The sequence below is a fragment of the Providencia rettgeri genome, from assembly GCF_023205015.1.
GTDB lineage: Bacteria > Pseudomonadota > Gammaproteobacteria > Enterobacterales > Enterobacteriaceae > Providencia > Providencia rettgeri_E.
In genome coordinates, this window is sequence record NZ_CP096258.1 from 616,167 (window position 1) to 630,361 (window position 14,195).

Sequence of the window (14,195 nt, forward strand, 5' to 3'; positions counted from 1 at the left end):
ATTCCCTAATCCTAGTCACATACTTTTGTATGCTCCTAGGATTAGCTCAATTGCCGCCTAGCGACAACGCAAACTATTTAGAGTATTGGAACTAGCGTATTAAAATTAAATGATCCATAAAAATAATATCGAATGGAAATTGATATTTTTTAGCGTATAACAAATAGAGAACATATTGGGCTGCCAAAGGGCAGCTTAATTTTTAGCGGGTTTAGAGAAAAAGAACGAGGAAACAATGAAAGCGGCAACCGCATTGATAAACCGCCGCGCTCTGCGACACAACTTGCAACGGGTGAAAGAGATTGCGCCAAATAGCCGAATGATTGCAGTTGTCAAAGCAAACGCTTATGGTCATGGGTTAGTAGGGGTTGGTCAGGCAGTAGAAGAGCTAGTGGATGGCTTTGGGGTGGCAAGGCTCAATGAAGCCCTACTATTACGGCAGCACGGTGTGGTAAAACCGATCGTGTTATTGGAAGGTTTTTTTGAACATTCTGACTTGCTGTTGATGGCAGAGCATCAGATTGACACGGTGATCCATTGTATTGAACAGCTTGAAATGCTTGAAGCTACCAAATTGCCTTATCCTCTGAAAGTTTGGATGAAATTGGATACCGGTATGCACCGCCTTGGTGTTCTTCCTAAAGATGCCGAAGACTTTTATCAACGCTTACAACGCTGCCAACAAGTTCAACTTCCTATCAATATTGTTAGCCATTTTTGCCAAGCTGACGCGCCTCATTTGCCGACAACTGAAAAACAAATTGCCTGTTTTAAACAGTTTATTGCTGGTAAAGAGGGGGAGAAATCCATTGCGGCCTCCGCGGGGATCTTGCTCTGGCCAGAAGCACATTATGATTGGGTACGCCCAGGGATCATGATGTACGGAGCATCTCCACAAGAAGGTAAAAGCGCAAAAGACTTCGGTTTACTTCCTGCGATGACACTAAAATCAACATTAATTGCGGTTAGGAAACATGCAGCAGGGCAATGCGTAGGTTACGGTGAAACATGGTGCAGTGATAAAGATACGCTGCTTGGGGTTGTTGCAATCGGCTATGGTGATGGTTATCCACGTAACGTACCTTCAGGTACACCCGTGTTAATTAATGGACGAAAAGTGCCTATTGTTGGGCGAATTTCCATGGATATGACAGTGGTGGATTTAGGGCTAAATGCCAATGATAAAGTGGGTGATGACGTTATTTTGTGGGGAAATCAACTGCCAGTTGAAGAAATTGCCACACAAACGGGCATTATCAACTATGAGTTGCTGACAAAGTTAACCTCTCGAGTTGCAATGGAATATGTAGACGAATAGCCAGCAAAGGGTTATTTTCAGGTAACAACGTAAAAATGACGTTAAATATGGTAAATCATCGCTTGGTTTATTTAGCGTAAAATAATGATTAGGAGATGTCCTGTGTTTGAACATGTAGATGCTTATCCGGGCGACCCAATTCTGTCGTTAATGGATGAATTTAATAAAGACACTCGTGAAAATAAAATTAATTTGAGTATTGGTCTTTACTACGATGGTGAAGGTAAAACCCCTGAGCTGGGTACTGTTGGAACGGCAAAAGCGACGTTAAGCCAATTGCCTGCGAGTGCATCCTTGTACTTACCTATGGAAGGTTTAAAAGATTATCGTACTGAATTACAAAAACTGGTATTCGGGGAAGATTGCCCGCTAATAGCACAGGAACGTATTGCGACTGTCCAAACGATTGGTGGCTCTGGTGCATTGAAAATTGGTGCAGATTTTTTACATCAGTATTATCCAGACTCAGAAGTGTGGTGCAGTGACCCAACTTGGGAAAACCATGCCTCTATTTTTTCAGGTGCGGGTACAAAAGTGCATTATTACCCCTACTTTGATGAAAAAACCAAAGGCGTTAAATTTGATGAAATGTTGGCAACATTCAAAAAATTGCCAGCAAATAGCATCATTTTAATGCACCCATGCTGTCATAACCCAACAGGCTCCGACCTGACTCCTGCACAATGGGATGAAGTCACTAAAGTGGCATTAGAGTACAAACTGATCCCATTCTTAGATATTGCTTATCAAGGTTTTGCAGAAGGCATCAATGAAGATGCCTATGCGATTAGAACAATGGTTAAAGCTGGCTTACCTGTGTTTGTCAGTAATTCATTCTCTAAAATCTTTGGTATCTACGGTGAGCGTGCCGGTGGACTATCCGTTATTTGCGAAAACCCAGATGAGCGCGACCGGGTATTAGGCCAGTTAAAAGCAGGTGTTCGCCGCTTATACTCAAGCCCGCCATCAAATGGCGCAAAAATTGTTGCAGCGGTATTAACCAATAGTGCAGAAAAAGCCAAATGGTTAGCAGAAGTGGAAGAGATGCGTTTGCGCATTTTAGACATGCGTACGGTACTGGTTGATGAGCTGAAAAAAGCATTACCAAACCACAATTTCGACCACTTATTAAAGCAACGCGGTATGTTCAGCTACACCGGTTTTTCTAAAGAGCAAGTTGCTCGTCTGAAAGATGAGTTTGCCGTTTACTTGGTTGGAACTGGCCGTGTTTGTATGGCAGGCGTCAATCGCCATAATGTTAAACGCATTGTGGAAGCATTTGCGGCCGTTAGCGAATAATCATTTACTCTCCATCCGAGTTAACAAAAAGCGTAGGTCTGACCTACGTTTTTTTTGTCTCTTATATTTAGCGAGGAAGGCTATTTTTCATATAAAAATAAAAAATAGCCTTGTCATCGATAAATTGAATTTAAGTATCCCCCCTCCAAATGTGAATAAATGTTTCGGATCGTTTTTTTTAACTTACTGATAAATAGTCTTTATTTAACTTTCGTTATTTGTTTTTTTTAAAGTTTATTCACACTTAATCCGAGTTTTCTTACACCTTTCACGTTTATTTCAGAAAATAACATTCGTATCATAATCGCATCAAACAAAGAGGTATTAACTAGATTATTAGATATTACTGACATTTACCGTTGGGTAGGTGGAAAGAATAAACATTTAAAACTTTTAAAATTAAACTTTACTCTGAGAGACACACACATGACTTTATTAAATAAAATTGCACCTGCACTTATCATTGCATCAACATTCGTTACTCCTGCGGTATTTGCTGAAAACCAAGCAGCGACAATTACTTTTGAAGCTTTAGTTCGCGCTGCAAGCTGTAATGTGTCATCAACAACAGAAGGTTCAATGGTGAACTGGGGCGTATTTACAACTCAAGATTTAGCAAGTGCGACAAAAGGAAATGCGATTGGTGAAACGAAAAATTTCCATTTAACATTAACAGAGTGTTCAGCAGCAAAAGAAGGTGATTCAACGGTCTTTGTTCATGCATCAGGCTCAGCATCACCCTTTAATCCATCGTTATTTGCGAACTCTTCGGCAAAATCGCTCGCGGTTGAATTAAAAGCACTTGATGCAGATAATCTCGCTCAAGATATTTTACCTAATAAAGAAACGCAAATGACGGTTACCGATACTATTGTTAAAGATGGTTTTGCGAATATTCCAATGCAAGCACGACTCATTATGGTGAATCAAGCGACCGTCGGCGATAGCTTGAAAGTTCCGGTGACTTTTACGGTATCGTATAACTAAAAGTACCGCTTAAAAATGCGTAATATTGTGTTACATTACCAATAGTGTTATTCACAGAGTCCCTTTTAGGGACTTTGCTTATTAAGGTAACAACATGGTACTAAAAATACGCTATTTCTCGCTCTTATCTCACTTTAGTTTATTATTGTTAGCTTCATCATTTTCTTGGGCTGATGGCGTCAGCTTAGATGCAACACGTATTGTTTATCCTCAAGGGGATAAAAGCGTCTCTATCGCGATAAAAAATAGTCATTCACACGTTTCATATTTGACACGGACTTTCATGACGTCAGAAAGTCAGGATAGTAACGTGCCATTTGAAACAACCCCGCCTGTATTTAAAATCGCGCCCAATTCTCGACAAGAAGTTAGAGTATTAGAAAAAAGTAATAATTTACCGAAAGATAGAGAGTCACTGTTCTTTTTTCATGCCACTATGGTGGCGGGCCAAAGTCAAAAAGTGGACGGTGACGGTTTAAATATTGCTTATGATCACGTGATTAAAGTCTTTTACAGACCTAAAAATTTACCCTTAACTTCAGATGAAGCCCAAAAGAAATTGGTATTTCAAAGCCAAGGTAACCAATTAAAGGTGACCAATAATTCGCCTTATTATATTAATCTTGCACAAATCAGTATTAATAAACAAAAAATTAATATGAGTATGGAAAAAGGAAACACGACCATCGCACCGTATTCATCATTACAGTACCCCATCACTTCCAATATGCACAAAGGGACCGTTATTTGGCGTGCGATTACTGACTTAGGCGGGACCAATGAGTTTAAAGCACAGCTTCCTTAAGCGAGTAGTTTGCAGTATTTGTACTTTTTCTTTGGGGGGCGTTTATCCCCTGGCTTACTCAATAACAGAACAAGATATGAATATTGACCTTATCGTGAAAGGTTATGTTTCAAAAGGGACATGTGCATTTGCTTTTAGCCATAAAACGGTTAATTTTTCGCGTATCTTAACCGCAAAAGAGATTAATCATGTCGCCCCATCGGCGCCTACCGAGCCTTTTTCAGTCGAGTATCAATGCCAAGATTATAATACGGAAATACTCCCTGACTTGCAGGTAACCCTGACGGCAGATAACCAGTCTCAGATTATTGATGGTAAGCTCTCACCGAAAGATAATAAGACAAACGCGGCATTTACCTTTTTGCAATGTGATAGTTTAAAAAGAAACTGTACAGCCATTAATTTTATTAATCATGAAAGTGTGATTGATTTCCCTATTCAAAATGGAGATAACGAAAAACATTTTGAAGCTCAGGTTGTTAAATTAAATGATTCGGCGATACAGCCAGGAAAACTCAGCGCGGCGATTGTTTTTACATTTTTGCAGCCATAAGGGGAATGATGAGAATATTATCTAGCTTTATTCTATTTATTCTATCGTTTATTTCATTTTCTGCGTTATCAAATAATAATGCGGAATTTGATTTTAATGTGAAAATAATTTCTCAGATGTGTAAAATATCAGTGATTGGCACATCAACGAATGAAGTTGACTTCGGTAACTTAACATTTTCAGATATTCAAACAAATAAAGTGCAACCCATCCCAATTAAAATATCGTTGTCTGATTGCATAAGTAAAAATTTTACGCAATCTTATGTAAAAATATCGCCAAAAAACTATTTGGATACAGTGACCTTTATTGATGATCCAACAAAAGGATTTGGGATTAGTTTTTCTGAAAGTGACAATGTTGCAAGCTCAATGAATGTGAGTGATTTTTTAGAAAAAGACGCCAATGTCTGGACGCAAATTGATGCAAATAAACTCGATAAAACACTCTATACCTACGTGAGATGTGCATCAGGGAGTTCTTGCGAACCGCAAGTGGGTAATTTCCAATCCACTGTGACCTTTTCTTTTATTGTGGATTAATTGAGGTGATATGAAGCGATTAATAACATGGTTATCTCTGACTTTCTCATTATGTTTCAGTTTGCATGCTCTGGGAGCCGGTATTCGCTTGGATCAAACAAGGGTTATTATCAACAGTGATAATATTAGCCAAGTTTTTAGTATCACTAACGATGATAACTCGCCATATTTAATTCAAACGGCAGTTACCGATAAACTCGAAGGAAAAAAATCGTCTTTTTTCATCGTCACTCCCCCTTTGTTCCGGTTAGATGCCAACAGCAAGTTTACGGCTAAAATATTGGTGAACAATAAAAAAGCACTCCCCACAGAGAAAGAGTCATTATTTTATCTTTATACCCGAGCGATCCCTTCGACACAGCAGGTCAGTGGCCAAGAAAATAATGCCAAACTGACTTTTGTGACGAATATCGTCATCAAAGTATTATATCGGCCGAACCATTTAACCGTACCAAATACGGAAATATTCCAGCAAGTAACACTGTCTCAAAAAGGTAATCAATGGCAATTTAATAACCCAACGCCTTATTACCTGACCGTTGTGAATATACAATTAAACCAAAAAAAATATCCTCAGAATATGGTATTACCCCCGTTTGAGCAGGTTGTTATTAGCGATGTTGACGGTAAAATCACTCAAGCCAGTTGGCAAATGATTAATGATTTTGGTGGGCTATCGAATATTTTTTCTTACCCTTTAGTCTCCGCATCGGTAAAATAATATGAATTTACAGAATAAATATAATTTGAGTCCATTAAGATTTTTATGTGGTTTGGTATTATTTATCGGGGCTATAACTCATTTTTCGGTCAATGCGGATCCTGATAATCTCAAATTTTCATTACAAAGACTCACTTATATGGTGGGAGAGAAAAGCGTTTCAGTGAGTTTACGTAATACCAGTACTTCTGCTTATTTAATCCAAGCAAATATGCAGTGGCTTGATGAAAATACGGGGATTAATATTCTCAATAAAAAAGAGAAAATTCCATTTACGGTGACACCGCCTTTATATAAATTAAAGGGCGATGAATACTACAGTTGGCGAATTTTATTTACAGGGCAAACTCAGAATTTACCTTCCGATAGGGAAAGTGTTTTTTTAGTCCAATTAAAAGCAATTCCCTCAACCGAGCGTCAAAGTCAATCATCTCTGCAGTTTACCGTGACCCGCTCTTTGTTATTTAAAGTGTATTATCGGCCCGCAGATTTAAAAGATATAACATTAGAACAGGTCGCGGAAAAGCTCTCATTTCGACGTGAAAATAATGCGTTAATTGTTATGAATAACAGCCCTATTTATGCCACTTTTGATAATCTTTCTATCAATGGACATGCTTTTAGTGACGAGGCGCTTTTTTTATCTGTTCCGCCTTTTTCGGAACAACGGTTCCATTTTGAAAGTTTACCGTCGGGCTCAGTGTCCTGGGCGATTTTAGATGAGTACCTATTACCAACAAAACAAAAAACACGCTTAATACAATAATCATTAGCATTTATTTTTGCCTTTGGCTTGATGGCAATATACAGCGGTGGATTTATCATGACGTTATCTGATTTTAAAAAAGGTTTGCTACCCTCGTTAATCTTATTGCCTTTTATCAGTCAAGGTGACGAGTATTTCGATCCAAATTTACTCAATGAGCAGCTTGGCATCGATGCTAGCGACATTAATCTTAGCCAATTTTCAAAAGATAACAGCACCCCGACAGGGGAATATACGTTGCAGGTTTTTGTTAACCAACAGCCTAAAGGTGAGTTTCCCCTTAACTTTGTTTTAAATCAGCATGATGAGGTTGTGCCGGAATTAACCCTCAGAACATTAGCCTCCTTCGGTGTGAAAATTGATGCGATCCCTAAATTAAGGGGATTGCCTCAAGATTATGTTATTACTGCACTTTCTGATTATATTGAGGGTGCCAGTGTCAGCACGCAATTATCCACACTGAGTGTGAATATTAGCGTTCCACAAGTCGCGATGGACACTGCCGTAGAGGGTTATATCCCCCAAGAATTATTGGATGATGGGATCACCGCGTTAAAAACGAACTATGTGATCACGGGGAATCATTCGACAAATAACCAATCGTCATCAGGAAAACAAAAAAGCGATAATGTCTTCATTAACCTTAATAGTGGCTTTAACGTAGGGGCCTGGCGTCTTCGTTCAAGTTTATCTCATACGGATAATCATCAATATCATAACGGGACGAGTAGAAATGAAACGAAAACGCATTTCTCAAATACGGCTGTCTCCCGCAGCGTGTATAGCATGCGTTCCGAATTATTAGTCGGTGAAAGCAGTACTCGCAGTGAACTGTTTAATTCGATCCCATTTAGAGGAATTCAATTAAGTTCTAATGACCAAATGTTGCCCAGTAGCTTGCGTGGATTTGCTCCTGATATCAAAGGAATAGCCCAGTCGAATGCACAAATTACGATCCGTCAAAATGGGTATGTGGTTTATCAAACCTATGTACCTCCTGGGCCGTTTAATATTCAAGACCTCGCAACGGGAAGTAATTCTGGCGCATTAGATGTGACAATAAAAGAAGAGGATGGCTCTGAGCGGACATTTACTGTGGCTTTTTCTTCCTTGCCCATTATGCAACGGCCAGGAGGTTGGCAATATGAACTCACAACCGGTCGCTATGATGGCGGTGTGACGGTGGGGTCAAAAGAGTCTGATTTTCTTCTCGCCAGTGGTATTTATGGTTTGCCAAATGACATCACTATTTATGGGGGGGTTATTGCCGCGCAAGATTATTGGTCAGGCGTTTCTGGGGTTGGTTTTTCAATGGGGGACATCGGGGCGATTTCGGCCGATGTGACTCATGCACGGGCAACATTAGATACGCAAACACATCAAGCGCAGGCTTACCGTTTGCGTTATGCCAAAAATATTGTGGCCACAAACACGTCGATTGATTTGTCAGGGACGCATTACACCTCGAAGGATTATTACACTTTTAATAATTTCAATAACCATAATTATCGTTATATCGATGAGGTTGCTCCGTGGACGGGAATACAAGAACGGCGACAATATTCAGCGTCAATTTCGCAACCATTAGGAAACTATGGCAACCTTTATTTTTCGGGGAGTCGCAATGAATATTGGGATGACGCTCAAAATGTGACTCAGGTTTCAGCTGGCTATAATACGAGTATTAAAGGTGTTTCATACGGCATTAATTACAGTATTGATAGAACCAAAGACAGCGGACAATGGCCAGAAAACCGCCAGATAAGCTTTAATCTTAGCGTTCCGTTTAGTTTATTTTCGAATTCACCGACTGCACGTAACATCAGCAGTACTTATTCTATTAGCCATGATAATAACGGTAAAACAATCCAGCAAGCAGGGCTCAGCGGAAGTTTGTTAGATTCCAAACTGACTTATGGGGTTTCGCAAAGCTGGGGAAATCAAAACCAAAGAAGTTCAGGCAGCATTTATACTAACTACACTTGGTCGAAAGGGACACTCTCCGGGGGGTACAGCTACTCAAGCAACTATCATTCTGTGAATGCCGGTATTAATGGCGGTGTGGCCATTTATTCAGGTGGTTTATTATTTGGGCGTAGCATGAGCGATAGCTTTGCGATTGTGGAAGCGGAAGGGGCGGAAGGAACGCGATTAACGGTCGGTAATACTCAAATTAATGGCCGAGGCCAAGCGATTTACCCCTATCTCTCCGAATACTCGAAAAACAGTGTGGGGTTAGATGTAAATTCATTACCCGATGACGTGACATTAGCACAGACATCAAAAACGATTTATCCCACCGCTGGTGCGATTGTGAAGGTAAAATTTGATACTCGTATAGGGTACCAAGTTATCATTCAATTAAATGATGATAACGGGGTTATCCCGTTTGGCGCTGTTGCCACGTTAGTTGAAGCCTCGGCAATAGAGGAAAACACCGGGCTGGTGGGCGATGATGGGCAGCTGTATATGAGTGGATTACCCGACTCTGGATTGTTACGCATTCAGTGGGGAGCCCAGAATAAGCAATCGTGTGATGTGCCGTTTAGTGACCTGCAGAATATGACACCCACCGCAGATAACCCGATTAGGGTACTTTCACTCGATTGCGTACATTAATGCGTGGAACAAAATAAACAGTATAGAGAAAAGATGTGCGGTAGTTACCACGTCTTTCTCTTTGAGACTTTGGCTGACCTTATGGTGATTAGCTTTTAATAAAAAACTCTAAATCTGCTTTTCCTTGATATTCACCACTTTCGACCTCAGGTGTTCGACACAATGCCCAAGATATATCAAATAACATTGATTTTTGGGTGTTTTTTACACCAAGATCGACTTCCTCTCCGTTGAAACTCATTAGCTGTGAGTGAGTAGAGTCATTGCAGCTTAACGTTACGGATTTACCTGCCTCATAAATACGACCAATAACCCAAGGTAAAGCATCTGATTTGGCGGTTGTATCAACAGGCTTCAACAGTAATTTTTTGGGGTTTGAGGCGTCATAATCTGTGTCTTTAGCTTTTGCTATCATTCTTATGCTGTCTTGCTTGCTCCCATTACACGTTACTGTTAATGACGATTTATGTAATGATTGCATTTCATCTAAAAAAGAGTGTTTAATCTGGCTGTTGGTGACATTACTCACTTCACAATAACGTAAAATCGTAATATCTGCATCGATATTTAAGCGAATGGCACTTCTTGCCGCGGTACTGTGTCCGCTGGTTATAAAATACAATGGCGTTTGGTTACTGTATTGCATCTTGCCAGAAGGCAAATCACTATCAACATACAATAATTGAGGGCGAGAAACAGATAAAGTCAGGCTCTTATGGCCCCCTTTAGGGACTTGCTTGAAACTATCTCTCGGGTAAAGACAGGCGTCGCTCACGCCAGGTAGTGGAATATTAGAAAGTTTATCACTATTATCTGCTGTGAAAAACGTACCATGATAAGCGGGTTCTAAACGGTTACCAAATTGACTAATAACCAAATCATAGTCTAGCTGTGGAATAACATAGGCGTTAATACCGCCTTCTTGATTAACTAATGGAGCTGCATGGGTATTTGCAACGACATAAGGAACCCGAGAAAAGCCAGATAGCTTACATTGTGACTGGCTATTACTGATACCTAATAATGGCAATGTTTCCAACCAGTAATCTCGTTTTACCGTCGCATAAACGGGTTCGACATTCATGACGGTATCTCCACTCAAGGTGCCTTGAATTTCCCTGACAATACGCTCTGACGATGTGAGGTCGACAACACCATGTAATTTTAATGTAGCGGTCCCGACGACAGCAGATTCACCGATAAAAGAGGCCCCCAGTAGACTAAGCAATAAAAGAGAAGTGAGGCTCGATTTATGTGTTTTTGTGTTCATCGTCTTATTCCGCCACAGAGAAGAAAAGCTACTCAGTATAATATACGTTGTTTTAATTCATTCGTCATATAAATGGCAGAAATCAATAGGGTATTTGCATCTCAGGTAAAATTTCTAAAAATAAAGAGGATAATGTTTTAATCACCAGAGATAAGTGAATAGATATATCTATATTCTATAAAATGAGGGGGTTATTGATTGAAACTAAAGGGATTATTCTAATCTTCACCTAAAGGGAATTGGATAAATCTAACGGCTAAGAATTATTTGGTTTAGTTTAGTAGATAGAAAAAAGGGAAAACGGATAACGTTTTCCCTATGAGTGTTTTATGCTTAATACCCGCGTTCTAAAATCGTTTTTAAGAACCTAGCGGTATGGGACTTTTTACATTCAGCCACTTCTTCTGGCGTGCCGGCAATTAAAATTTCACCGCCACCGCTACCGCCTTCAGGGCCTAAATCAACAATCCAGTCTGCCGTTTTAATCACATCAAGGTTATGTTCAATGACCACGATAGTATTGCCTTGGTCACGTAGCTGATGCAGAACCACTAACAGCTGTTGAATATCCGCAAAGTGTAGGCCAGTTGTTGGTTCATCCAAAATATAGATAGTTTGTCCTGTTCCGCGTTTAGATAATTCTTTAGCTAATTTCACACGCTGTGCTTCACCACCAGAGAGCGTCGTCGCTGATTGGCCGAGGCGGATATAGGATAAACCAACGTCCATCAGCGTTTGTAACTTACGGGCAAGGGCGGGGACGGCATCAAAAAATTCACGAGACTCTTCAATGGTCATATCCAGCACTTCATGGATATTTTTACCTTTATATTTAATTTCTAGTGTTTCGCGGTTATAGCGTTTGCCTTTACATTGGTCACAAGGGACATACACATCAGGTAAGAAGTGCATTTCAACTTTGATAACGCCATCACCTTGGCAAGCTTCACATCGGCCGCCTTTAACGTTAAAGCTAAAGCGCCCTGGGTTATAACCACGAGTTCGAGACTCAGGCACACCGGCAAATAATTCACGAACAGGTGTAAACACACCGGTATAGGTAGCAGGGTTGGAACGTGGTGTACGGCCTATTGGGCTCTGGTCAATATCAATGACTTTGTCAAAGTGCTCTAAGCCTTCTACATCCAAATAAGGGGCAGGGGTGATGGTGGTCGCCCCATTTAATTGGCGTTGAGCAATAGGGAATAGAGTGTCATTGATGAGCGTTGATTTACCGGAACCTGATACACCAGTAATACAAGTAAATAAACCCACAGGAACTTTTAGCGTCACATTTTTTAGATTGTTGCCTTTGGCTCCAAATACCGTCAGCATTTTATCTTTATTAATTGGAACGCGTTTTTGCGGGATATCAATTCTGCGCTCACCGCTTAAAAATTTACCGGTGAGTGAATCTGGGTTTGCGACAATATCTTCCAGTGTTCCTTGGGCAACAATCTGCCCGCCATGCACCCCAGCACCGGGTCCGATATCAATCACATGGTCTGCGGCGCGGATCGCGTCTTCGTCATGTTCAACGACGATCACGGTATTTCCTAGATCACGAAGATGGATTAATGTTTCAAGTAAGCGGTCATTATCCCGTTGGTGTAAGCCAATTGAAGGTTCGTCAAGAACATACATCACTCCCACTAAACCCGCCCCAATTTGGCTGGCTAAACGAATGCGTTGTGCTTCACCACCAGACAAGGTGTCAGCAGAACGTGAAAGTGTCAGATAATTAAGCCCAACATTGACGAGAAATTTCAGGCGATCGCCAATTTCTTTTAAAACTTTTTCTGCGATTTGAGCGCGCTGACCTGTGAGTTTTAGGTTCTGGAAAAATTCCATTGCGTGGCCAATGCTGTAATCTGCGATTTCAGGCAATGTCGTATTTTCAACAAATACAAAGCGCGCTTCTTTACGTAAGCGAGTCCCATGGCAAGAAACACATGGGCGGTTGCTGATATATTTCGCTAATTCTTCACGGACAGCCGTTGATTCTGTTTCTTTATAACGGCGTTCCATATTATTGAGCACGCCTTCAAAAGGGTGTCGGCGCACAGTGATGTCACCACGATCATTACGGTATTTAAACTCAATCGCTTCTTTGCCTGAGCCGTATAAAATAATTTTTTGAATAGCAGGGCTTAAGGTGTCGTAAGGCGCTTCCACATCAAATTTATAATGCTCAGCTAATGACATCAGCATCTGAAAATAGTAAAAATTACGGCGATCCCAACCCCGAATTGCACCACCCGCGAGTGAGATTTCAGTATTTTGAATGACTCTTTCGGGGTCAAAAAACTGCTGAACACCTAAGCCATCACAGCTCGGACAGGCGCCTGCAGGGTTGTTAAAAGAAAATAGGCGAGGTTCAAGTTCCACCATACTGTAGCCGCAAACGGAACAGGCAAAATTAGCAGAAAAAACCAGTTCTTCTGAATTGGCGTCATCCATATCTGCAACAATTGCGGTACCGCCAGACAGTTCTAATGCAGTTTCAAAGGATTCAGCTAAACGCTGAGCGATATCCTCACGAATTTTAAAACGATCGACAATCACTTCAATGGTATGTTTTTTCTGTAATTCGAGCTTTGGCGGGTCGGATAGATCGCAAACTTCCCCATCAATTCGGGCACGGATATAGCCTTGGCTGGCTAAGTTATCGAGTAACTTAACGTGCTCCCCTTTACGTTCTTTAACGACAGGCGCAAGTAGCATCATTCGGCGATCGGTGGGCTGAGCCAGAACATTATCGACCATCTGGCTAACAGTTTGAGCCGCAAGAGGTATGTCGTGATCAGGGCAGCGAGGTTCACCAACACGTGCAAATAATAACCGCAGATAGTCATGAATTTCTGTGATGGTTCCGACTGTCGAACGTGGGTTATGTGAAGTGGATTTTTGTTCAATCGAAATCGCAGGGGATAACCCTTCAATATGATCGACATCCGGTTTCTCCATTAAAGAAAGAAACTGGCGAGCATAAGCAGATAAAGATTCAACATAACGGCGCTGACCCTCTGCATACAGGGTATCAAAAGCTAAAGATGACTTCCCTGAACCAGATAACCCAGTAATAACAATGAGTTTGTCGCGAGGGATGATGAGATTGATGTTTTTCAGATTATGCGTGCGTGCGCCGCGGACTTCGATATTATCCATTTACCACTTCCCGGATGATTTGATATTGAACAATCGCAAGGGACTATTATCACATATTTATGGCTGAATGGATATACAGTATTTCCTATTCGTCATATTTCAAACCGTGGCGGTGTTGGCTGCTCTCAGTTACGCAAGTCACATACT

At 40.8% G+C, this 14,195-nt stretch carries 11 protein-coding genes; 9 read left to right on the forward strand and 2 right to left on the reverse strand.

Annotated features, from left to right (window positions below; translation table 11 throughout):
- Positions 1–235 precede the first annotated feature (235 nt).
- The 9 genes from alr (at position 236) to M0M83_RS02650 (ending at position 9,610) form a co-directional block, all read left to right on the forward strand.
- Positions 236–1,318 (forward strand): alanine racemase, encoded by a 1,083-nt coding sequence (gene alr, locus M0M83_RS02610; protein ID WP_125892835.1) that lies wholly within the window; start codon positions 236–238, stop codon positions 1,316–1,318.
- Positions 1,319–1,420: 102 nt separating this feature from the next.
- Positions 1,421–2,617, forward strand: a complete 1,197-nt coding sequence (locus M0M83_RS02615) for an aromatic amino acid transaminase (protein WP_248467559.1) — start codon at positions 1,421–1,423, stop codon at positions 2,615–2,617.
- A 426-nt stretch (positions 2,618–3,043) separates the two neighbouring features.
- Positions 3,044–3,604 (forward strand): fimbrial protein, encoded by a 561-nt coding sequence (locus M0M83_RS02620; protein ID WP_213914002.1) that lies wholly within the window; start codon positions 3,044–3,046, stop codon positions 3,602–3,604.
- Positions 3,605–3,698: 94 nt separating this feature from the next.
- Positions 3,699–4,409: a fimbrial biogenesis chaperone gene (locus M0M83_RS02625; RefSeq protein ID WP_213914000.1), complete on the forward strand. Its 711-nt coding sequence runs from the start codon at positions 3,699–3,701 to the stop codon at positions 4,407–4,409.
- Positions 4,384–4,962, forward strand: a complete 579-nt coding sequence (locus M0M83_RS02630) for a fimbrial protein (RefSeq protein ID WP_213913999.1) — start codon at positions 4,384–4,386, stop codon at positions 4,960–4,962. The genes M0M83_RS02625 and M0M83_RS02630 overlap by 26 nt, the downstream gene beginning before the upstream one ends.
- Positions 4,963–4,967: 5 nt before the next feature.
- Entirely contained in the window at positions 4,968–5,504 is a 537-nt protein-coding gene (locus M0M83_RS02635; protein ID WP_248467561.1) for a fimbrial protein, read from the forward strand.
- A 10-nt stretch (positions 5,505–5,514) separates the two neighbouring features.
- Positions 5,515–6,225 (forward strand): fimbrial biogenesis chaperone, encoded by a 711-nt coding sequence (locus M0M83_RS02640; protein ID WP_248467562.1) that lies wholly within the window; start codon positions 5,515–5,517, stop codon positions 6,223–6,225.
- Position 6,226: 1 nt separating this feature from the next.
- Positions 6,227–6,991, forward strand: coding sequence for a fimbrial biogenesis chaperone (locus tag M0M83_RS02645; RefSeq protein ID WP_282561414.1), 765 nt, complete (start codon positions 6,227–6,229; stop codon positions 6,989–6,991).
- A 57-nt stretch (positions 6,992–7,048) separates the two neighbouring features.
- On the forward strand, positions 7,049–9,610 hold the full coding sequence (locus M0M83_RS02650; protein WP_248467563.1) for a fimbria/pilus outer membrane usher protein: 2,562 nt from the start codon (positions 7,049–7,051) through the stop codon (positions 9,608–9,610).
- Between the two features lie 88 nt (positions 9,611–9,698).
- On the opposite strand, the gene M0M83_RS02655 is transcribed toward M0M83_RS02650, so the two are convergent.
- Together M0M83_RS02655 and uvrA are read right to left on the reverse strand one after the other, a co-directional pair.
- Complete coding sequence (locus M0M83_RS02655) at positions 9,699–10,880, reverse strand: hypothetical protein (RefSeq protein WP_213913990.1); 1,182 nt, start codon at positions 10,878–10,880, stop codon at positions 9,699–9,701.
- Positions 10,881–11,213: 333 nt separating this feature from the next.
- Positions 11,214–14,048 (reverse strand): excinuclease ABC subunit UvrA, encoded by a 2,835-nt coding sequence (gene uvrA / locus M0M83_RS02660; protein ID WP_213913988.1) that lies wholly within the window; start codon positions 14,046–14,048, stop codon positions 11,214–11,216.
- Positions 14,049–14,195 lie beyond the last annotated feature (147 nt).

What these genes read in the sequence shown, in the direction of transcription:
- alr (WP_125892835.1), top strand. Translation starts at nt 236, where the DNA reads ATGAAAGCGGCAACCGCATTGATAAACCGCCGCGCTCTGCGACACAAC.
- M0M83_RS02620 (WP_213914002.1), top strand. Translation starts at nt 3,044, where the DNA reads ATGACTTTATTAAATAAAATTGCACCTGCACTTATCATTGCATCAACA.
- M0M83_RS02625 (WP_213914000.1), top strand. Translation starts at nt 3,699, where the DNA reads ATGGTACTAAAAATACGCTATTTCTCGCTCTTATCTCACTTTAGTTTA.
- M0M83_RS02630 (WP_213913999.1), top strand. Translation starts at nt 4,384, where the DNA reads ATGAGTTTAAAGCACAGCTTCCTTAAGCGAGTAGTTTGCAGTATTTGT.
- M0M83_RS02635 (WP_248467561.1), top strand. Translation starts at nt 4,968, where the DNA reads ATGATGAGAATATTATCTAGCTTTATTCTATTTATTCTATCGTTTATT.
- M0M83_RS02640 (WP_248467562.1), top strand. Translation starts at nt 5,515, where the DNA reads ATGAAGCGATTAATAACATGGTTATCTCTGACTTTCTCATTATGTTTC.
- M0M83_RS02645 (WP_282561414.1), top strand. Translation starts at nt 6,227, where the DNA reads ATGAATTTACAGAATAAATATAATTTGAGTCCATTAAGATTTTTATGT.
- M0M83_RS02650 (WP_248467563.1), top strand. Translation starts at nt 7,049, where the DNA reads ATGACGTTATCTGATTTTAAAAAAGGTTTGCTACCCTCGTTAATCTTA.
- M0M83_RS02655 (WP_213913990.1), bottom strand. Translation starts at nt 10,880, where the DNA reads ATGAACACAAAAACACATAAATCGAGCCTCACTTCTCTTTTATTGCTT.
- uvrA (WP_213913988.1), bottom strand. Translation starts at nt 14,048, where the DNA reads ATGGATAATATCGAAGTCCGCGGCGCACGCACGCATAATCTGAAAAAC.